A 17,842-nucleotide genomic window follows, 5' to 3' on the forward strand; every position below is an offset into this window, starting at 1 on the left:
GGCAGTCGGCGCCCCCACCCTCGGCGACCCTCACCTCTCGGCGTTCTGGACCTCGTCGTCCTCAGCCTCGTCGTCCTCGGCCTCGTCATCTTCGGCCTCGTCCTCATCCTCGTCCTCGACGAACTCGAGCTCGTCCTCCTCGTCGGAGTCGTCCTCGTCGTCGAAGACCGCGCTGACGTCGAACCGGCACACCACGCCTTGCGGGTCGATGTGCTCGAACGGCGCGTCCAGCCACTCCCCCGCCTCGGGGGCCTCCTCCGCCGCGGTGACCCAGAGCGTGGAGTCGCCCTCCTCCAGACCGAACTCCTTGTGCCGGGAGGCGATCTCGTCGGGTTCGAACTCGCCGAACAGGATGCCGAGCGCGCCCGGAACCGTCCCGGCGGCCTCCTCGGACAGGCCGCTCGGAGGCTCGTACTCCGCCGCCTCGACCCGCTGCGCCTGCGCCAGCAGCCGCTGCGGTTCCACCACGGCGTAGTCGCGGCGGATCAGCACGCTGATCGCGTGCGGTTCCTCGGGGCCCGCGTACGGCGGCAGCTCCTCCGCACCGGGGATCTCGAAGGGCGTGACCTCGTCGTAACGGTCGTAGAGCAGCTCGTCGTACACCTCGGCGGCCGCGGCCAGCTGGTTGAACGCCTCCAGCACGGCCGGGTCGTCCTCCCCCGACCTGCGTTCGACCGCGGCCAGATGACGGTCGAGCGCGGTCTTGATCGCCTCGGCGGCGGCGCGTACCTCGGCAGCGGTGGGCTGCGCAGCATCAGACATACTGCAGACGCTATCCGTACCGGGCCCCAGCCCGCACAATAGATGCGATGCCGGAATACGAATTTGTCGACGTGTACGTGCCTCGCGGGGTGTCCCGCAAGGAGGCGACGCGCCTGCTGACGGACCATGCCGAGTACGGACACTGGGAGTTGGACCGACTGAGCCTGCTGCGTGACGGCAGCCGCAAGGTGCGGTTGCGTCGGCGGATCATCCGCCAGGTGCGGGCCACGTGGTGAGACAGGCCAGGTGAACGGAGCGGGCCCCGCCATGCCGACGGGGCCCGCTCCGTTTCCGGTGTGCCCGCTAGCCCATGGCCCGGGCCTTGCGGTAGAGCACCGCGCCCGCGAGGAGCGCGCCCGCGCCGACGGGCAGCGCGAGGCCCAGCGGCAGATCGCTGCCGGTGTGCGCGAGCTGGGCGTCGGTCAGCGGCTGGGCGGAGCGCCCGCCCGTCTGCTTGACCTGGGTCGACCCGTGGGGGCCGCCGGGCGGGGTCGCCGGGGTTCCCGGGTGGGTCGGCCGGCCCGGCTGGTGCGGGGTGCCGGGATGGCCCGGATGACCAGGGTGGCCGGGGTGCCCCGGATGTCCCGGGTGGCCCGGCTGTCCGGGCGGGTTGCCGTGGCCGTGGCCTGTGTTGCCGCAGTCGTTGCCCGTGACGGCGTTGCCGGCTCCGATGACGTTGACGCTGTTGCCGCAGACGTTCACCGGGGCGTCGATCGGCACCTGCACCGTGTTGCCGGAGCCCACGCCGGGCGAGCCCGAGGTGTGGCCGCCCGCGTGCGAGCCGCCGGAGCCGCCGTGGCCCCCCGAAGTGCCGCCGTGGTTGGCGCAGCCGTTGCCCACGGACGGGTTGAGCAGCCCGACGACGTTCACGGTGTTGCCGCACACGTTCACCGGCACGTGCACCGGCGCCTGCACCGTGTTGCCGGAGCCCACGCCGGGCGAGCCCGAGGTGTGGCCGCCCGCGTGCGAGCCGCCGGAGCCGCCGTGGCCCCCCGAAGTGCCGCCGTGGTTGGCGCAGCCGTTGCCCACGGACGGGTTGAGCAGCCCGACGACGTTCACGGTGTTGCCGCACACGTTCACCGGCACGTGCAGCGGCGCCTGCACCGTGTTGCCGGACAGTACGCCGGGTGAGCCGGCGGCGGCGCCGGACGCGCCCGCGTCGGCGTGGGCGTAGCCGCTCGCGGCGGCGATCACACCGGTCGCTGCGGCCATGGTCATCAGGCCCTTGCGGGTGCCCTGTCGCATGCTGAGTTCCCCCCTGCCTTCGTTTCCCTATGAGCGACCGGTCCGGAAGAGATCCGAAAGAGAACGGACCGGTCGAAAAGGCCGGTCGGCCCCGGAGCGCGTGGCGCGCACTCCGAGGCCGACGGCTCGTCAAGGACGCCCCCTCGGGACCTACGGCCCCCCTCAGGGAGCCGGCGTCAGTGGTTGACGCAGGTGTTGCCGAAGGCGGGGTTCAGGAGCCCGATCACGTTGACCGTGTTGCCGCAGACGTTCACCGGCACGTGCACGGGCACCTGGATGACGTTGCCGGAAACGACGCCCGGGTTGTGCACGGCGGCACCCTGGGCACCGGAGTCGGCGACAGCGAGGCCCGCGCCCGCGAGAACCAGCCCACCGGTGGCAGCCGCAGCAGCGACGACCTTCTTGATCATTATTCCTCCTTGTTGGCAAAGCGATCCCAAGGTGCGGGATCGCATCACCTGTAACGAGGAGGGAGTAATGGAGCTACGAGCTTATGGTCGGATTCACCCTTCTCAGTCGCCCTCGCACAGCCGCCCGAATTCCCCCCCAAGCAGGCCTCACGACGCGTCGATGAACCGGTCGAGCACCCGCACCCCGAACCGCAGCCCGTCCACCGGCACCCGCTCGTCCACCCCGTGGAACATGCCGGCGAAGTCCAGCTCCGGCGGCAGCTTCAGGGGGGCGAAGCCGAAGCCGCGGATGCCGAGGTCGTCGAAGGACTTGGCGTCGGTGCCGCCGGAGAGCATGTAGGGGATCGCCTTGGCGGCGGGGTCCTCGGCGAGCAGCGCGGACTGCATGGCCTCCACCAGCGCGCCGTCGAAGGTGGTCTCGACGGCCTTGTCGGCGTGCACGTCCTCGCGGCGGACGTTCGGCCCGAGCAGCCGGTCGAGGTCGGCGAGGAACTCCTCCTCGTGGCCGGGCAGGAAGCGGCCGTCGATGTGCGCGGTGGCCTCGCCGGGGATGACGTTGACCTTGTAACCGGCGTTGAGCTGGGTCGGGTTGGCGGTGTTGCTCAGGGTCGCGCCGATCAGCTTGGCGATGCCGCCCAGCTTGGCCAGGGTGGACTCCATGTCCTCCGGGTCCAGCTCGGTGCCGAGGGCGTCGCCCAGCTCGTCCAGGAAGGCCCGGGTGGTCTTGGTGACCCGCACCGGGAACCTGTGCCGGCCGACCCGGGCGACGGCCTCGGACAGCTCCGTGATGGCGTTGTCGCGGTGGATCATCGAGCCGTGCCCGGCGGTGCCGGCCACGGTCAGCTTCATCCAGTGCATGCCCTTCTCGGCCGTCTGGATCAGGTACAGCCGGCGCTGCTCGTTCACCGTGAACGAGAAGCCGCCGACCTCGCTGATCGCCTCGGTGACGCCCTCGAACGGCTCGGGGTGGTGGTCGACCAGGTAGCGGGCGCCGTAGGTGCCGCCGGCCTCCTCGTCGGCGAGGAAGGCGACGACGATGTCCCGCGGGGGCCGCCGCCCGCTGCGGAGCCGGTCGCGCACGACCGCGAGGGTCATGGCGTCCATGTCCTTCATGTCGACCGCCCCGCGCCCCCAGACGCAGTCGTCGGCGATCTCCCCGGAGAACGGGTCGTGGGTCCAGTCGACGGCGTTGGCCGGTACGACGTCCAGGTGGCCGTGGATGAGCAGCGCGGGCCGGGACGGGTCCTCGCCCTCGATGCGGGCCACCGTCGAGGCGCGGCCGGGGTGCGACTCGTAGATCTTCGGCTCGAGACCCACCTCGGCGAGCTTCTCGGCGACCCACTCCGCGGCCCGGCGCTCGCCGGGGCCCGAGTGGTCGCCGTAGTTGCTGGTGTCGAACCGGATCAGCTCGCGGCAGAGGTCCACGACCTCGTCCTCGCCGGTGACGTTCCTGGTCGTGCCCGTGTCGCTCACGTGCTTCCTCCCGCGCTGTCGCTGCTGGTGGTCCTCCACATCCTCCCTCTCCCCCGCCCGCGGCCCAAGACCGGTGCCCGCCCGTCACACGCCGTTCACGCGCGACCGGCGCCGGGGGCCGGGGGTGATCGGCCACCTCCGAAAGCCTGGTAATGTTTCCTTCGTCGCCGCGAGGGAAACCCCGCCGAAAGGGTCCCGAGCACGACAGACACCTTGTCCGGGTGGCGGAATGGCAGACGCGCTAGCTTGAGGTGCTAGTGCCCTTTATCGGGCGTGGGGGTTCAAGTCCCCCCTCGGACACCAGCGAGGCCCCTGCTCAGCAGGGGCCTTTTGCTTCTCCCCGCGGCCGGGTTCCACACTTGAGGGGTGGCCCGGCCCAATGACGAGGTCGAGGCGCTCCTGCAGGAGTACGCGGACCTCATCGCGATCACGGGAGGCGACGCCTTCAAGGCGCGCGCCTACGAGAAGGCCGCGCGTGCCATCGGCGGGTATCCGGCCGACATCTCGAAGCTCGACGAGGACGGGCTGAGGGAGATCCCGAACGTGGGGAAGTCGATCGCCGACAAGGTGGCCGAGTACCTGCGCACGGGGAAGATGGCGGTGGTCGAGGAGCGCCGGGCGCGGATCCCCGCCGGGGTGCGGGAGCTGATCACCATTCCCACCCTGGGCCCGAAGAAGGCGCTGCGGCTCTACGAGGACCTGCACATCTCGTCGGTGAACGAGCTGGCGGCGGCGATCGAGGCGGACGCGCTGGCCGATCTGAAGGGCTTCGGCGAGAAGACGCAGGAGAACATCCGCCACGGCATCGAGCTGCTGCAGCGGGCGGGCGCCCGGGTGCCGCTGTCGCTGGCGCTGGACACCGCCGAGGAGATCGTCGCCGAGTTGTCCGGGGTGACCGGGTGCACGCGCTGCGCGTATGCCGGCTCGCTGCGGCGGATGCGGGAGACCGTGGGGGATCTGGATCTCCTGGTCGCGGCGGAGCGGTCGGATCCGTTCATGGCGGCGCTGTGCGAGCTGCCGGCCACCGCGGAGGTTATCGCGCGGGGTTCGAAGAAGACGTCGATCCGCACGGGCAAGGGGCTCCAGGTCGATCTGCGGGTGGTGCCGCCGCAGTCGTGGGGCGCTGCGATGCAGTACTTCACCGGTTCCAAGGCGCACAACATCCGTACCCGCACCATCGCCGTGCACCAGGGGCTGAAGCTGTCCGAGTACGGCCTGTTCGACGCGGAGAGCGGGGAGTCGCTGGCGTCGCGGACCGAGGAGGAGGTGTACGCCCGGCTCGGGCTGCCGTGGATCACCCCGGCGCTGCGGGAGGACCGCGGGGAGATCGAGGCGGCCATGAACGGTGAGCTGCCCGGGGTGGTGACGGAGCGGGACATCCGCGGCGACCTGCACACCCACACCGATCTCACCGACGGCCTGGCCCCGCTGGAGGAGATGGTGGCGGCCGCCGCCGAGCGCGGTTACGCGTACTACGCGGTCACCGACCACGCGCCGAACCTGTACATGCAGCGCATGACCGACGAGAAGATCCTCGCCCAGCGGGAGCGGGTGCGGGAGCTGGACGGCGCGCACCGCGGGATGCGGCTGCTGCACGGCACGGAGCTGAACATCGACCCGGACGGCGGGGTGGACTGGCCGGACGACTTCCTGGCCGGCTTCGACCTGTGCGTGGCCTCGCTGCACTCGCACTTCGACCTGGGCAGGAAGGCGATGACCCGGCGGCTGGTGCGGGCCTGCGAGCACCCGTGCGTGAACATCATCGGGCACCCCACGACCCGGCTGATCGGCAAGCGGCCGGGGGTCGACGCCGACTGGGACGCGGTGTTCGCGGCCTGCGCGCGCACCGGAACCGCGCTGGAGGTCAACGCCCAGCCGGACCGCCTGGACCTGCGCGACGAGGACATCCTGCGCGCCCGGGAGCACGGGGTGAGGTTCGCCGTGAACACCGACGCGCACTCCATCCCGCACCTCGCGCAGCTGCGCTACGGCGTCGGCACCGCGCAGCGCGGCTGGCTCACCAAGGACGACGTGATCAACACCTGGCCGCTGACGAAGCTGCGCCGGTTCCTGCGCAAGGGCAGGTGACGCAGGGGCAGATGAGGAGCGCCGTCCGGCCGGTGAGGAGCGCTACCCGCGGTCGAGCCACAGCGGTGACACGTCCTCCTCGGCTTCGGCCGCCCCGACCGCCCTGATGTCTCCGTCGGCGGCGCGCAGCAGCCTGCGGCCCATGGCGATCAGCGCGCGTCCGGCGGCGAGTTCGTCGCCTATCTCCGGCACGTCCGGGTCGTAGGGGTTGCGGCGGGCCTCCGCGTTGCTCTCCAGGACGTTGTCGCCGGTGTCCAGGACGATCCGGGCGGTGGTCTCCGGATCGTGCTCGGAGAGGTAGAGGTTCAGCCGCCATTCCTTGACGGCCGGAGGACGGGTCATCGCGGGTCGGGTCATCGTCGTCCGCCTCCCTGGGCTGCACTGCCCTTCCACTGTGCACCCGGCCCGGGGCGGACGCCTCCCCTCGTGCGGGCAGAATGTGGCCCATGACCTCACGTGCCTGCCCCTGCGGACTCCCCCAGCCCTACGACGCCTGCTGCGGCCGGTTCCACACCGGGGCCGCGAGCGCGCCGACCGCCGAGGCGCTGATGCGGTCGCGGTACAGCGCGTTCGTGAAGGGGGACGCCGGGTATCTGCTGCGCACCTGGCATCCGCGGACCCGGCCCGAGCGGCTTGAGCTCGATCCGCGGATGAGGTGGACGGGGCTGGAGATCCTGGACACCACCGACGGGTCGGCCTTCCACACCGCGGGCACGGTGACCTTCCGCGCCTCCTACCGGGGCGGTTCACTGCACGAGCGCAGCCGGTTCGAGCGGGTCGCCGGGGCGTGGGTGTACGTGGACGGGGACTTCCCGGACTGAGGCCGCGCCTCCTGGGTGAACTAGGGCGCCAGGATGTCGAGTTCCTGGAGGGCGCCCACGGTGATCTGTCTGGTCAGCTCCTCGGCGCGGGTGGCGTCGCCCGCGCGGACGGCCTCCGCCACCTGCACGTGCAGGGTGACCGCGGCCGGGTCGGGGTCCTCGAACATGACCTCGTGATGGGTGCGGCCGGCGAGGACCTCCGCGACGACGTCGCCGAGCCGGGCGAACATCTCGTTGCCCGAGGCGTTGAGGATGACGCGGTGGAAGGCGATGTCGTGGACCAGGTACTCCTCGAGCTTGTGGCCGCGTGAGTTGGCCACCATGCCGAGCGCGCACTCGGTGAGTCGGGCGCACTGCTCGGCCGTGGCGTGCCGGGCGGTGAGGCCGGCCGCGACCGGTTCGATGGCGCAGCGCAGCACGGTCAGCGAGCGCAGCTGGTGCGGGCGGTCGGCGCCCGCCAGACGCCAGCGGATGACCTGCGGGTCGTAGACGTTCCACTCCGACTTCGGGCGGACGGTGACGCCGACGCGGCGGCGGGACGCCACCAGGTGCATGGACTCGAGCACCCGGACCGCCTCGCGCATCACGGAGCGTGACACCTCGAAGTGCTGGGCCAGCTCGTCGGTGCGCAGCACGCTGCCCGGCGGGTACTCGCCCGCCGTGATCGCGGGGCCGAGGGTGTCCAGTACACGGCCGTGCAGCCCCCGGCCCGGTGTGGTCATGCACTCAGCGTACGGCGTGGATCACCGACTGAAAAAGTCAGACTTATATGTCACAGACTCTTGAATTCGTCGTACCTAATGGGTTTCAGTGTGGCGACGCCGCCGTGGCGTCGGATGTCGAGGAAGACAGCGAGGCAGTGATGCGAACCCCCCAGGTCGTCGTCGTGATGGGCGTCGCGGGGACGGGCAAGACCACGATCGGTCCCTTGCTCGCCGCGCGGCTGGGCGTCCCGTACGCCGAGGGCGACGACTTCCACCCGCAGGCCAACATCGACAAGATGTCGGCCGGGATCCCGCTCGACGACAGCGACCGGTGGCCCTGGCTGGACGCCATCGGCCAGTGGGCGCACGGGCGGGCCGGGCTGGGCGGGGTGGTCAGCAGCTCCGCGCTGAAGCGGTCGTACCGCGACCGGCTCAGGGCCGTCGCCCCCGACGTGGTGTTCGTGCACCTCACCGGCGACCGGAAGCTGATCGAGGAGCGGATGACGCAGCGGCAGGGGCACTTCATGCCGACCGCGCTGCTGGACTCCCAGTTCGCCACGCTGCAGCCGCTGGGCCCGGACGAGGCGGGAGTCGCCGTGGACGTCGCCGGCAGCCCGCAGGAGATCACCGAGCGTGCCGCCAAGGCACTCGAGGCGCTTCCCGACACCACCGCGTAGCACTCACCCCCGTCCCCCGTAACCGCAAGGGAACCCCGTGACCAGACTCAGCGTCGAGATGCTGGCAGCGGACGCGCCTCCGCCGATCACCTCCGCCGGACACGCCCAGCTGGGCATCGCCGTCCTGGTGGGCATCGCCGTGATCGTCCTGCTCATCACCAAGTTCAAGCTCCATGCCTTCCTGGCGCTGACCATCGGGTCGCTGGCGCTCGGGGCGGCCGCCGGGGCACCGCTCGACAAGGCCATCACCAGCTTCACCACCGGGCTCGGCTCCACGGTGGCCGGCGTGGGCGTCCTGATCGCGCTCGGGGCGATCCTGGGCAAGCTCCTCGCCGACTCCGGCGGCGCCGACCAGATCGTGGACACGATCCTCGCCAAGGCCGGCGGGCGCGCCATGCCGTGGGCGATGGTGCTGATCGCCTCCGTGATCGGCCTGCCGCTGTTCTTCGAGGTCGGGATCGTGCTGCTGATCCCGGTCGTGCTCATGGTCGCCAAGCGCGGCAACTACTCCCTGATGCGCATCGGCATCCCGGCGCTCGCCGGCCTGTCCGTGATGCACGGCCTGATCCCGCCGCACCCCGGCCCGCTGGTCGCGATCGACGCGCTGAAGGCCAACCTGGGCGTGACCCTGGCGCTCGGCATCCTGGTCGCCATACCGTCGGTGATCATCGCCGGTCCGCTGTTCTCCAAGGTCGCGGCCCGCTGGGTGGACGTCCAGGCCCCCGACCGGATGCTGCCGCAGCGCCCCTCCGAGGACCTCCAGCGCCGTCCGGGCTTCGGCGCGACCCTGTCGACGGTGCTGCTGCCCGTGGTGCTGATGCTGCTCAAGGCGCTGGTGGACATCGTCGTGGACAACCCGGCGGACCACACCCAGCGCGTCTTCGACGTCATCGGCTCCCCGATGATCGCTCTGCTCGCCGCCGTGATCGTCGGCTTCTTCACGCTGGGCCGGCCCGCCGGGTTCAGCAAGGGGCGGCTGCAGCAGACCGTCGAGAAGGGCCTGATGCCGATCGCCGGCATCCTGCTGATCGTCGGCGCGGGCGGCGGCTTCAAGCAGACGCTGATCGACTCCGGCGTCGGCCAGATGATCCTGGACGTCTCCAGGCACTGGTCGATCCCGGCCGTGCTGCTGGCCTGGCTGATCGCCGTGGTGATCCGGCTGGCGACGGGCTCGGCGACGGTGGCGACGGTCTCCGCGGCCGGTCTGATCGCGCCGCTCGCGGCCGGCACGTCGACCACCCACACCGCCCTCCTCGTCCTGGCGATCGGCGCGGGCTCGCTCTTCTTCAGCTTCGTCAACGACGCCGGCTTCTGGCTGGTGAAGGAGTACTTCGGGCTGAGCGTCGGGCAGACCGTGAAGACCTGGTCGCTCATGGAGACCATCCTCTCGGTGGTCGCCGGCGGTCTGGTCCTGGTCCTGTCGCTGATCATCTAGGAGTACGGCGATGAGTCACCCGCTCTTCGACATCGCCGGCCGCACCGCCCTGGTCACCGGCTCCAGCCGGGGCATCGGCCTCGCGCTGGCCCGGGGCCTGGCCGAGGCCGGCTGCACGGTGGTCCTCAACGGGCGCGACCCGGACCGGCTGGCCGAGGCGGCCCGCGAACTGCCCGGGGACCGGATCCACACGGCGGTGTTCGACGTGACCGACGGGCCGTCCGTGGCCGCCGGGATCGCGGACGTCGAGGAGCGGGTGGGCCCGCTCGACATCCTCGTCAACAACGCGGGCATGCAACTGCGCGCTCCCCTGCTGGAGTTCACCGACGCCGACTGGCACCGGATCCTGGACACCAACCTCACCAGCGCGTTCCTCGTCGGCCGCGAGGCCGCCCGGCGGATGACGCAGCGCGGCCACGGCAAGATCGTCAACATCTGCTCGCTGCAGAGCGAGGTCGTCCGGCCCGGCATCGCGCCGTACGCGGCGACCAAGGGCGCGCTGAAGATGCTCACCAAGGGCATGTGCGCGGACTGGGGGCCGTACGGCGTGCAGGTCAACGGGCTCGGGCCCGGCTACATCGAGACCGAGCTGACCCAGCCCCTCGTGCAGGACGAGGAGTTCAGCGCCTGGGTCCGCCGGCGCACCCCGGCCGGCCGCTGGGGCCGCACCGAGGACCTGGTGGGCGGCCTGCTCTTCCTCGCCTCGCCGGCCGCGGACTTCGTCAGCGGCCAGGTCCTGTACGTCGACGGTGGCATGACGAGCGTCCTGTGAAAGGGGCCGCGGCGATGCTGGGCTGTGTGATCCACGGCGCGGGCGATCTGCGCGTGGCTGAGCTGCCCGTGCCCGAACCGCGGCCCGGCGAGGTGCTGGTCGCCGTCCGCTACGGCGGTGTCTGCGGCTCCGATCTGCACTACTGGCGGCACGGCGGGGTCGGGGACTTCCGGCTCCGGGAGCCGATGGTGCTCGGGCACGAGGTGGTGGGCACGGTGGTGTCCCACGGCGCCGGGGCCGGCGGTCCCGCGCCGGGTACGGCGGTCGCCGTGCACCCCGCCACGCCGTGCGGACGCTGCCCGGAGTGCGCCGCCGGGCGCGCGAACGTGTGCCGGGACACCCGGTATCTGGGCAGCGCGGCCCGCTTTCCGCATGTCCAGGGCGGCTTCGCCGAGCAGATCGCCGTACCGGCCGGGCAGGTGCGGGCGCTGCCCGACGGGCTCGGGCTGCGCCGGGCCGCGCTCGCCGAGCCGCTGTCGGTGGCGCTGCACGCGGTGCGGCGGGCCGGGGACGTGGCCGGCCGGCAAGTGCTGGTGACCGGGGCCGGGCCGATCGGGTGCCTGGTGGTGGCGGCGGCGAAGGCGGCCGGCGCGGCACGGGTGACGGTGACCGACCTGGCGCCCCGGGCGCTGGCGTACGCCGCCGTCGCCGGGGCCGACACGCTGGTACGGGCCAACGATGCGGGTGACCCCGGGTGGCCCGAGGAGGTGGACGTCGCCGTCGAGGCGTCGGGGGTCGCGGCCGGGCTGGATGCCTGTCTGCGGCTGGTGCGGCGCGGGGGTGTGGTCGTACAGCTGGGAATGCTGCCGCCGGGGCAGTCGCCGTTCGCCGGGAACCTGCTGGTGAGCCGGGAGATCGAGCTGCGCGGTGCGTTCCGTTTCGGTGCCGAGTTCGATGACGCGCTGCACCTGCTCGCGGGGCGTGGGGAGTTCGACGGGCTGGTCGGCGCGGTGGTTCCGGTGCGGGACGCTGCCGCCGGGTTCGAGCTGGCTGCCGACAGGAGCCGGTCCTGCAAGGTGCTGCTGGAGTTCGGCGGCTAAGGCCGCCACAAAGGGTGTTCCCGCTTCGCCCACTCCCTGCTCACCGTGCCCGTGCGCAGGCCCCGTCTCGCCTCCGGGTCGCCCAGGGCCATGCCGATGTGGCCGGCCAGGACCACGCCGATGGTCAGGGCGAGCCAGTCGTGGACGAAGGTCGCCGAGGTGCGCCACATCAGCGGGGCGAGGTGGGTGAACCACATCAGCAGGCCGGTGCCGAGCATGACCAGGGTGGCGCCGGCGATCCAGGCGGCGTAGATCTTCTGGCCGGCGTTGAACTTGCCCGCCGGACGGGAGGAGTGGCGCTTGTCGCGGGCCAGCGCGGCGCGCAGCCAGAGCCTGTCGTGCGGGCCGAAGCGGTTGAGGAAGCGCAGGTCGGCGCGGAAGGCGCGGGAGGCGAGGCCGAGCAGCACCGGGACGGGCAGGGCGAGCCCGGCGCACTCGTGGACGCGGACGACCAGTTCGCGGCGGCCGACCAGAACCGCGAGCTGGGGGATGTAGAGGACGGCCGCGGTGACCACGCAGACGCCCATCAGCGCGGCCGTCGTGCGGTGGACCCAGCGTTCGGCCCGGCTGAAGCGGTGGACGCGGGCGGTGGGCCGCGCCGGGGTGTCAGCTCGTAGGCTCATCGGTGCGTCCGTTCGACCGGCCGACCCAGGCGTCGACGTCGTAGCCGAGGTGCTCCCAGTAGCCGGGCTGCACGTGGTCGGTGACCGTGATCCCGGAGAGCCACTTGGCGGACTTGTAGAAGTACATGGGGGCGACGTAGAGGCGGACCGGGCCGCCGTGGTCGTGGGAGATGTCCTTGTCCTGCATGCGCAGGGCGACCAGGACGTCCGGGCGGCGGGCCTGGTCGAGGGTGAGGCTCTCGGTGTAGGCGCCGTCGAAGCAGGTGAAGTGGACCGCCTTCGCGGTGGGCCGGACCCCGGCCGCGTCCAGCAGGTCGGAGAGGCGTACGCCTTCGAAGGGGGTGCCGGGGACCCGCCAGCCGGTGACGCACTGGACGTCCTTGACCAGCCGGGTCTGCGGCAGGGCGCGCAGATCGGCCAGGGTGTAGGTGTGCGGGCGGTCGACCAGGCCGCCGACCTTCAGGTGGTAGTCGGCGGCGGTCAGGCGCGGCACGGACGCGGCGACGGAGTAGTAGCGGAAGCCGCCGCCGTTGGGCAGCAGGCCGGTCAGGCCCGTCGGGTCCTGGCCCGCGACGCCGTCCAGGCCGCGTTGCAGCGCGGGCGCGGCGACGAGGCCGAGCGCGCCCAGGCCGAGGGTGCCGAGGAAGACGCGGCGGCCCACGGGTGTGCCGCCCTGCTCCTCGGATCGTTCGGAGGTCACGTCCTCATTCGAGCACTCGGGGCTGCGGGGAGCCAGGGATCGGGGTGGTTGGTCAGACTTTCGTCATCACTTCTTACGTACGGCTCGCGCAGGGGCGGCGTTCAGTTGCCGAGCGCGCGGGCGCGGGCCTCGTGGAAGGCCGTTCGCGGGTCGCGGTGGGTGTAGGACCAGGGCACGCGGGTGGCGTGCGGGCCGATGCGCCGGAAGAGGACCGCGGCCTCGGCGGGGCGGCCGGCGCAGGACAGGGCGAAGGCGAGGTGATTGAGGTCGATGTGGCGGCGGGGGTGTTCGTCGTGCTCCCACTCCAGCCACCAGTCGAAGCAGGTGCGCAGGATGCGGCGGGCCCGGGGGCCGGACCAGTGGCCGGAGGCGGCCGGGTCGGCCGGGGCGAGGCCGGTGGCGGCGAGGACCCGGTAGCGCTCGGCGTAGGCGACGAGGGGCAGGACGGCGAGCGGGGAGTCGGCCGGGGCCTCGGCGGCGGCCAGCTCGGCGCGGTCGTAGGCCTCGTGGGCCTCGGGCGCCCGGCCGCCCGAGGGGCGTTCGGCGAGACGGGCGAGGAGCAGGTGGTGGGCGTGGTGGTGCTCGGGGTGGCGGCGGCGCAGCTCGGCGAAGGCGGCGAGCACCTCGCGCTCCGGGCCGAGGGTGCGGGCCAGCCGGAGTAAGCCCAGCCAGGGGGTGGGGTCGGCGGGGGCGAGCGCGGCGGCGTCGGCGCAGGCCTCGCGGGCCCGGCCGGGGTCCTCCTTGCCGCGCAGGGCGCGCCGGACCAGGGCGAGGGCGTACAGGGCGGCGGCGTCGGCGGAGCCGGGTTCGGCCTGCAGCCAGTCGCGGGCCCACGCCACGGCGTACGGCTCCCGGGCGAGCACGGTGAGGCGGTGGCCGCGGCGGTCCCAGTCGTCGCCGGTGTGCCGCAGCAGGGAGCGGGCGGCCTGGCGCCGGCCCTGGGTCAACGCGGCGCGGGCGGTGCGCAGTTCGGCGTCGTCGAGGGCGGGGTCGAAGGCGCCGGAGTCGTCCGGGGCGGTGTCGCCGGAGCGGTCCGTGAGGGCCCGGCAGGTGCCGAGCACGGAGGGGAGTGGGGGCACCGCGGAACTTCCTGTTTCTCCAGCTGCCATCGGCCGATCACGCACAGCAAACCCCCAGCCAAGGTTTGCGTCAAGCCGAACAGGCTGATCACCGCTTCAACTACCGCTGCTCACAATGAACTTGAGCAACTCCGCGCAGGTGGGCACCGGTGCGGGACCCGGTGTCCCCTGCCCCGTGTGGCGTACGCCATGGCGCCGGGCCGCCCGGTCCCACACGATGGCGGGTCAACTGCTCTGTCCCCCGCGCTTCCGGGTCAATGCCGTACCGGGGGCGCTACAGTCGGCCACTACGCACCCGTGGTCCGGCCGGATGATCGAGGTACGCAGCGTGTCCGTTCTGGTTCTCCTTCTCGCCGTGAGTGCCGCCTGCTGTCTGGGCTTCGGATTCGTCCTGCAGCAGAACGCCGCGCAGAAGGCGCCGCTGAGCGACTTCCTGACGTTCCGGCTGCTGCTCGACCTGATGCGGGTGCCGCGCTGGCTGGGCGGCCTGGGGCTGATGATCGCCGGGATGGTGCTCGGCGCGGTCGCCCTCGGCAAGGGCGAGATCTCCCTGGTCGAACCGCTGCTCGCGACGAACCTGCTGTTCGCGCTGGCCCTGTCGCGGTACCAGACCAAGCAGTCCCTGGGCCGTCAGGGCTGGGCCGGGCTGCTGCTGCTCGCGGGCGGGGTGAGCGCGTTCATCCTGGCCGGCGAGCCGCGGGCCGGCCATGCCATCGCCGACCCGCTGCGGCACTGGCTGATCATCGGCGCGATGGTCGGCGCCGCCCTGGTGCTCACGACGTACGCCAAACGGTCCCGGCTGAGCTGGGGCCCGGTGCTGCTGGCCACCGCCGCCGGGCTGCTGTACGGCGTGCAGGACGCGCTGACCCGGGTGAGCGGCACCCGCTTCTCCGCGGGCGGCTTCGCCGAGCTGTTCACCGGCTGGCAGCCGTACGGCGTGCTGGTGTGCGGGGCGACCGGACTGCTGCTGGTGCAGAGCGCCTTCGAGACGGCCCCGCTGCGCATGTCGCTGCCCGCGCTCACCGCGGCCGAGCCGCTCGCCGGGATCCTGTGCGGCGTCGGCTTCCTCGGCGACCGGCTGCGCACCGACACCGGGGCGCTGGCCTGGGAGGCGGCCGGTCTGGCGGCGGTGGTCGCGGGCATCGTGCTGCTCGGGATGCACCCGGCGATGCCGTGCGGCCCGGCCGAGGCGGAGCCCCCGGCCCGGGACCTGCAGCGCCGCTGAGCCCTCTGCTTGGATGGCCCGCATGAACCCCGCTGACGAAATCCTCGACATCGTCGACGAGAACGACCAGGTGATCGCCCAGTCCCCGCGCGGCGAGGCCTACGCCCGCGGACTGCGCCACCGCTGTGTGTTCATCCAGGCCCGGGACGCGGCCGGCCGGCTCTTCGTGCACCGGCGCACCGCCACCAAGCTGGTCTTCCCGGCGCTGTACGACATGTTCGTCGGCGGCGTGGTCGGGGCGGGCGAGTCCTACGACGAGGCCGCGCTGCGGGAGGCCGAGGAGGAACTGGGCGTGACGGGCCTGCCCCGGCCGGACTTCCTCTTCAAGTTCCTGTACGACGACGGCGCCGGGAACAGCTGGTGGTCGGCGGTGTACGAGGTGCGCTGCGAGCTGCCCGTGCACCCGCAGGCCGAGGAGGTGCAGTGGCACGCCTTCCTGCCCGAGGAGGAGGTCGAGCGGCGGCTCGGGGAATGGGAGTGGGTGCCGGACGGGCTGGCGGCGTACGAGCGGCTGAAGGCCTTCCGGGCAGCCCGGTGACCGCCCGGTAGGGTCGGCCGCGTGAGCGGATTCGTGACGAACATCCGGCTGTGGTTCGCGCCGGAGCGGGTGCGGGACGAGGGCGGCACGCCCGACTACCGGTTCTCCCTGGCCAACGAGCGCACCTTCCTCGCCTGGCTGCGCACGGCGCTCGCGCTGATCGGCGGCGGATTCGCGGTGGACCAGTTCCTGCCCCATCTGCGCTGGGCGTGGCGGGCCGGTCTCGCGCTCGCGCTGCTCGGCGCCGGTGTGCTGTGCTCCCTGCGCGCGGTGAACCACTGGGTGCGCTGCGAGCGGGCGATCCGGCGCGGCGAGGACCTGCCCGCGTCCCGGTTCCCGGCGCTGCTCAGCCTGGTCGTCGCGGTGGTCGCCGTGGTGATGGTCGTGGTGGTGCTGGCCGGATGGGCGGGATGAGCCCGGCCCGGCGCGATCCGGGGCTGCAACCGGAGCGCACCCGGCTGGCCTGGCGTCGTACGACCCTCTCGGCCGCCGTGGCCGCCGTCCTCGCCGTCAAGACCGCCCTGCACGGCGGCCTCACGACCACCGGTGTGACCGTCTGCCTCCTGTGCTGCGCGCTGTTCCTGGGCTTTCTGCTGGTGGCCCACCGCCGGATCCGGGCTCTCGCGACCACTCCCCGCCCGGCAGCGCTCGCCCCCCGGCAGGCGACGGCGGCCGCGCTGTGCGCGGTGGCGCTGGCGGTGTGCGCGGCGGCGCTGGTCGTCCAGCTGGTCGTCTAGAGCGTGCCCTCCTGGCTGGCGCTGTACAGGGAGCGCTCCTCGTCCCTGGTCCAGACGGAGCCCTCCTCTTCGTGCCGGTCCACGGTGACCACGATCTTCCCGCGGGTGCGGCCCTCCTGGTTCAGCCGGTGCGCGTCCGCCGCCCGCTCCAGCGGGAAGGTCTCCTGGACGTGCACCGAGATCACGCCCCTGTCGGCGAGGGCGGAGAGGGTGCCCAGGTCCTCGGCGTCCGGGCGGACGAAGCAGTAGCGGCCGCCGTGGCGCACCACCTCCGGGCCGGCGATCGACGCCATCCGGCCCTCCGGTGCGAGCAGGCCGGCGGAGGTCTCCAGGGTGTCGCCGCCGACGGTGTCGAAGACCGCGTCCACGCCGTCCGGGGCGAGCGCGCGCACCCGTGCGGCCAGGCCCTCGCCGTAGGCCACCGGCTCGCCGCCGAGGCCGCGGACGTAGGCGTGGTTGCGTTCGCTCGCCGTGCCGATGGCCCGGGCGCCGAGGTGGACGGCGATCTGCACGGCGAAGGAGCCGACCCCGCCGGCCGCCGCGTGCACCAGCACGGTCTCGCCGCGCCGCACCTGGAGCGCCTTGACCAGCACCTGGTAGGCGGTGAGCCCGGCGAGCGGCAGGCCCGCGGCCTCCTCGAAGGACAGGGTGCGCGGCTTGCGGGCCAGGGTGCGCACGGGCGCGGCGACGTACTCGGCGAAGGTGCCGCGGCAGAGGAAGTCCTCGCGGCAGTAGCCGATGACCTCGTCGCCGACGGCGAACTCGGTGACCGCGGCGCCGGGCCGGACGACCACCCCGCTGACGTCCCAGCCGGGGATCACCGGGAAGACGGCGTCCAGGATCGCGTCCAGGTTGCCCTCGCGGCACTTCCAGTCGACGGGGTTGACGGCCGCGGCACGGACCTGGACCAGCACCTGGTCGGGGCCGACCTTCGGGTCGCGCACCTCGCCGTACTCCAGCACCTCGGGACCGCCGTAGCGGCGGTAGCTGATGCCCTTCATGCCCTCGACCCTCCGGGGTACTCGTGCGCCACGCAAGCGGCACGAGGTGAGCACCATGACCACCCCTCACCAGGAACACACCGAGCACGGCACGCACCGCCACGGTCCGGGCTGCGGGCACAACGCCGTGTCGCACGGCGACCACCTGGACTACGCGCACGACGGGCATCTGCACCGCGAGCACGCGGGTCACTGGGACGAGTGCGAACCGGCCGGGCACACCGTCCACCAGGGCCATGAGCACGTGCACTACGACGAGTGCGGGCACGCCCAGGTGCGCCACGGCGACCACGTCGACTATCTGCACGGCGGCCACCGGCACGCCGAGCACGAGGGCCACTGGGACGACCACTGACCCCGCGGGGAACACGGAGGAGCAGAGCCGACGGCCTTCCGGCAGCGCGCCGGGAGGCCGTCCGCCTATCGTGGCTCCCGTCACGTTTGGCCTTATGGCGGGTACACCTACTGGACGGCATACCGACCGGTCGGCATCATGAGGGGCATCGTGTTCA

The 17,842-nt window shown here is 72.6% G+C and carries 22 protein-coding genes and 1 tRNA gene; 13 read left to right on the forward strand and 10 right to left on the reverse strand.

Features of this window, described 5'->3' with window-relative positions; all coding sequences use genetic code 11:
* Positions 1-30: 30 nt before the first annotated feature.
* Positions 31-762, reverse strand: a complete 732-nt coding sequence (locus AB0950_RS31270) for a hypothetical protein (RefSeq protein WP_360159155.1) — start codon at positions 760-762, stop codon at positions 31-33.
* A 47-nt stretch (positions 763-809) separates the two neighbouring features.
* Here AB0950_RS31270 and AB0950_RS31275 point away from each other — a divergent pair, with 47 nt between their 5' ends.
* Positions 810-998: a DUF5703 family protein gene (locus tag AB0950_RS31275; RefSeq protein ID WP_043407302.1), complete on the forward strand. Its 189-nt coding sequence runs from the start codon at positions 810-812 to the stop codon at positions 996-998.
* A gap of 67 nt (positions 999-1,065) precedes the next feature.
* On the opposite strand, the gene AB0950_RS31280 is transcribed toward AB0950_RS31275, so the two are convergent.
* The 3 genes from AB0950_RS31280 to AB0950_RS31290 all read right to left on the reverse strand — a co-directional run bounded on the left by AB0950_RS31280 (position 1,066) and on the right by AB0950_RS31290 (position 3,890).
* On the reverse strand, positions 1,066-2,007 hold the full coding sequence (locus tag AB0950_RS31280) for a chaplin (protein ID WP_366779920.1): 942 nt from the start codon (positions 2,005-2,007) through the stop codon (positions 1,066-1,068).
* A 176-nt stretch (positions 2,008-2,183) separates the two neighbouring features.
* The gene (gene chpH, locus AB0950_RS31285; protein ID WP_360159149.1) at positions 2,184-2,417 is read right to left on the reverse strand and encodes a chaplin ChpH; all 234 of its coding nucleotides are present in this window, start codon (positions 2,415-2,417) and stop codon (positions 2,184-2,186) included.
* A 147-nt stretch (positions 2,418-2,564) separates the two neighbouring features.
* On the reverse strand, positions 2,565-3,890 hold the full coding sequence (locus tag AB0950_RS31290; protein ID WP_366779921.1) for a M20/M25/M40 family metallo-hydrolase: 1,326 nt from the start codon (positions 3,888-3,890) through the stop codon (positions 2,565-2,567).
* 215 nt (positions 3,891-4,105) lie between these two features.
* Here AB0950_RS31290 and AB0950_RS31295 point away from each other — a divergent pair.
* Together AB0950_RS31295 and polX are read left to right on the forward strand one after the other, a co-directional pair.
* Positions 4,106-4,193 (forward strand) — tRNA-Leu (locus AB0950_RS31295).
* A gap of 63 nt (positions 4,194-4,256) precedes the next feature.
* The gene (gene polX, locus AB0950_RS31300) at positions 4,257-5,978 is read left to right on the forward strand and encodes a DNA polymerase/3'-5' exonuclease PolX (RefSeq protein ID WP_366779922.1); all 1,722 of its coding nucleotides are present in this window, start codon (positions 4,257-4,259) and stop codon (positions 5,976-5,978) included.
* 42 nt (positions 5,979-6,020) lie between these two features.
* On the opposite strand, the gene AB0950_RS31305 is transcribed toward polX, so the two are convergent.
* Positions 6,021-6,335, reverse strand: coding sequence for a dsRBD fold-containing protein (locus tag AB0950_RS31305; RefSeq protein ID WP_360159140.1), 315 nt, complete (start codon positions 6,333-6,335; stop codon positions 6,021-6,023).
* Between the two features lie 89 nt (positions 6,336-6,424).
* Between AB0950_RS31305 and AB0950_RS31310 the strand changes: the two genes are divergently transcribed.
* Positions 6,425-6,799 carry a YchJ family protein gene (locus tag AB0950_RS31310; protein WP_360159137.1) on the forward strand — a complete coding sequence of 125 codons (375 nt, stop codon included), beginning with the start codon at positions 6,425-6,427 and terminating at the stop codon, positions 6,797-6,799.
* A 20-nt stretch (positions 6,800-6,819) separates the two neighbouring features.
* Here the strand turns inward: AB0950_RS31310 and AB0950_RS31315 are convergent, their stop codons facing one another.
* Positions 6,820-7,521 carry a FadR/GntR family transcriptional regulator gene (locus tag AB0950_RS31315; protein WP_360159134.1) on the reverse strand — a complete coding sequence of 234 codons (702 nt, stop codon included), beginning with the start codon at positions 7,519-7,521 and terminating at the stop codon, positions 6,820-6,822.
* A gap of 140 nt (positions 7,522-7,661) precedes the next feature.
* On the opposite strand from AB0950_RS31315, the gene AB0950_RS31320 reads away from it, so the two are divergent.
* From AB0950_RS31320 to AB0950_RS31335, 4 genes are read left to right on the forward strand one after another with little or no spacing between them, the layout of a single operon-like run.
* A complete protein-coding gene (locus AB0950_RS31320) occupies positions 7,662-8,180 on the forward strand; it encodes a gluconokinase (RefSeq protein ID WP_360159131.1) in 519 nt (172 codons plus the stop codon).
* 37 nt (positions 8,181-8,217) lie between these two features.
* On the forward strand, positions 8,218-9,615 hold the full coding sequence (locus AB0950_RS31325; protein WP_360159128.1) for a gluconate:H+ symporter: 1,398 nt from the start codon (positions 8,218-8,220) through the stop codon (positions 9,613-9,615).
* Between the two features lie 10 nt (positions 9,616-9,625).
* A complete protein-coding gene (locus AB0950_RS31330) occupies positions 9,626-10,387 on the forward strand; it encodes an SDR family oxidoreductase (RefSeq protein WP_360575508.1) in 762 nt (253 codons plus the stop codon).
* A 14-nt stretch (positions 10,388-10,401) separates the two neighbouring features.
* Entirely contained in the window at positions 10,402-11,427 is a 1,026-nt protein-coding gene (locus tag AB0950_RS31335; RefSeq protein WP_366779923.1) for an L-idonate 5-dehydrogenase, read from the forward strand.
* On the opposite strand, the gene AB0950_RS31340 is transcribed toward AB0950_RS31335, so the two are convergent.
* The 3 genes from AB0950_RS31340 to AB0950_RS31350 all read right to left on the reverse strand — a co-directional run bounded on the left by AB0950_RS31340 (position 11,424) and on the right by AB0950_RS31350 (position 13,811).
* Positions 11,424-12,050, reverse strand: coding sequence for a cytochrome b/b6 domain-containing protein (locus AB0950_RS31340; RefSeq protein WP_360159119.1), 627 nt, complete (start codon positions 12,048-12,050; stop codon positions 11,424-11,426). The genes AB0950_RS31335 and AB0950_RS31340 overlap by 4 nt on opposite strands.
* Positions 12,034-12,750: a molybdopterin-dependent oxidoreductase gene (locus AB0950_RS31345; protein WP_360575506.1), complete on the reverse strand. Its 717-nt coding sequence runs from the start codon at positions 12,748-12,750 to the stop codon at positions 12,034-12,036. Before AB0950_RS31345 ends, AB0950_RS31340 begins: the two co-directional genes overlap by 17 nt.
* Before the next feature lie 101 nt (positions 12,751-12,851).
* Positions 12,852-13,811 carry a hypothetical protein gene (locus AB0950_RS31350; RefSeq protein ID WP_366779961.1) on the reverse strand — a complete coding sequence of 320 codons (960 nt, stop codon included), beginning with the start codon at positions 13,809-13,811 and terminating at the stop codon, positions 12,852-12,854.
* Positions 13,812-14,157: 346 nt separating this feature from the next.
* On the opposite strand from AB0950_RS31350, the gene AB0950_RS31355 reads away from it, so the two are divergent.
* From AB0950_RS31355 to AB0950_RS31370, 4 genes are read left to right on the forward strand one after another with little or no spacing between them, the layout of a single operon-like run.
* On the forward strand, positions 14,158-15,054 hold the full coding sequence (locus AB0950_RS31355) for a DMT family transporter (RefSeq protein WP_360159110.1): 897 nt from the start codon (positions 14,158-14,160) through the stop codon (positions 15,052-15,054).
* A 22-nt stretch (positions 15,055-15,076) separates the two neighbouring features.
* A complete protein-coding gene (locus AB0950_RS31360) occupies positions 15,077-15,592 on the forward strand; it encodes an NUDIX domain-containing protein (RefSeq protein WP_360575504.1) in 516 nt (171 codons plus the stop codon).
* Between the two features lie 21 nt (positions 15,593-15,613).
* Positions 15,614-16,006, forward strand: coding sequence for a DUF202 domain-containing protein (locus AB0950_RS31365; RefSeq protein ID WP_360159104.1), 393 nt, complete (start codon positions 15,614-15,616; stop codon positions 16,004-16,006).
* On the forward strand, positions 15,994-16,329 hold the full coding sequence (locus AB0950_RS31370; protein WP_360159101.1) for a DUF202 domain-containing protein: 336 nt from the start codon (positions 15,994-15,996) through the stop codon (positions 16,327-16,329). Before AB0950_RS31365 ends, AB0950_RS31370 begins: the two co-directional genes overlap by 13 nt.
* Here the strand turns inward: AB0950_RS31370 and AB0950_RS31375 are convergent.
* The gene (locus tag AB0950_RS31375; RefSeq protein ID WP_360575503.1) at positions 16,326-17,330 is read right to left on the reverse strand and encodes an NADP-dependent oxidoreductase; all 1,005 of its coding nucleotides are present in this window, start codon (positions 17,328-17,330) and stop codon (positions 16,326-16,328) included. The genes AB0950_RS31370 and AB0950_RS31375 overlap by 4 nt on opposite strands.
* A gap of 55 nt (positions 17,331-17,385) precedes the next feature.
* On the opposite strand from AB0950_RS31375, the gene AB0950_RS31380 reads away from it, so the two are divergent.
* Positions 17,386-17,685, forward strand: coding sequence for a hypothetical protein (locus tag AB0950_RS31380; protein WP_360575502.1), 300 nt, complete (start codon positions 17,386-17,388; stop codon positions 17,683-17,685).
* Positions 17,686-17,842: the final 157 nt, after the last annotated feature.

Origin of the sequence: Streptomyces sp. NPDC007189, assembly GCF_040703635.1 — a bacterium.
Taxonomy (GTDB): Bacteria; Actinomycetota; Actinomycetes; order Streptomycetales; family Streptomycetaceae; genus Streptomyces.

What these genes read in the sequence shown, in the direction of transcription:
- AB0950_RS31270 (WP_360159155.1), bottom strand. Translation starts at nt 762, where the DNA reads ATGTCTGATGCTGCGCAGCCCACCGCTGCCGAGGTACGCGCCGCCGCC.
- AB0950_RS31275 (WP_043407302.1), top strand. Translation starts at nt 810, where the DNA reads ATGCCGGAATACGAATTTGTCGACGTGTACGTGCCTCGCGGGGTGTCC.
- AB0950_RS31280 (WP_366779920.1), bottom strand. Translation starts at nt 2,007, where the DNA reads ATGCGACAGGGCACCCGCAAGGGCCTGATGACCATGGCCGCAGCGACC.
- chpH (WP_360159149.1), bottom strand. Translation starts at nt 2,417, where the DNA reads ATGATCAAGAAGGTCGTCGCTGCTGCGGCTGCCACCGGTGGGCTGGTT.
- AB0950_RS31305 (WP_360159140.1), bottom strand. Translation starts at nt 6,335, where the DNA reads ATGACCCGACCCGCGATGACCCGTCCTCCGGCCGTCAAGGAATGGCGG.
- AB0950_RS31310 (WP_360159137.1), top strand. Translation starts at nt 6,425, where the DNA reads ATGACCTCACGTGCCTGCCCCTGCGGACTCCCCCAGCCCTACGACGCC.
- AB0950_RS31315 (WP_360159134.1), bottom strand. Translation starts at nt 7,521, where the DNA reads ATGACCACACCGGGCCGGGGGCTGCACGGCCGTGTACTGGACACCCTC.
- AB0950_RS31320 (WP_360159131.1), top strand. Translation starts at nt 7,662, where the DNA reads ATGCGAACCCCCCAGGTCGTCGTCGTGATGGGCGTCGCGGGGACGGGC.
- AB0950_RS31330 (WP_360575508.1), top strand. Translation starts at nt 9,626, where the DNA reads ATGAGTCACCCGCTCTTCGACATCGCCGGCCGCACCGCCCTGGTCACC.
- AB0950_RS31335 (WP_366779923.1), top strand. Translation starts at nt 10,402, where the DNA reads ATGCTGGGCTGTGTGATCCACGGCGCGGGCGATCTGCGCGTGGCTGAG.
- AB0950_RS31340 (WP_360159119.1), bottom strand. Translation starts at nt 12,050, where the DNA reads ATGAGCCTACGAGCTGACACCCCGGCGCGGCCCACCGCCCGCGTCCAC.
- AB0950_RS31360 (WP_360575504.1), top strand. Translation starts at nt 15,077, where the DNA reads ATGAACCCCGCTGACGAAATCCTCGACATCGTCGACGAGAACGACCAG.
- AB0950_RS31370 (WP_360159101.1), top strand. Translation starts at nt 15,994, where the DNA reads ATGGGCGGGATGAGCCCGGCCCGGCGCGATCCGGGGCTGCAACCGGAG.
- AB0950_RS31375 (WP_360575503.1), bottom strand. Translation starts at nt 17,330, where the DNA reads ATGAAGGGCATCAGCTACCGCCGCTACGGCGGTCCCGAGGTGCTGGAG.
- AB0950_RS31380 (WP_360575502.1), top strand. Translation starts at nt 17,386, where the DNA reads ATGACCACCCCTCACCAGGAACACACCGAGCACGGCACGCACCGCCAC.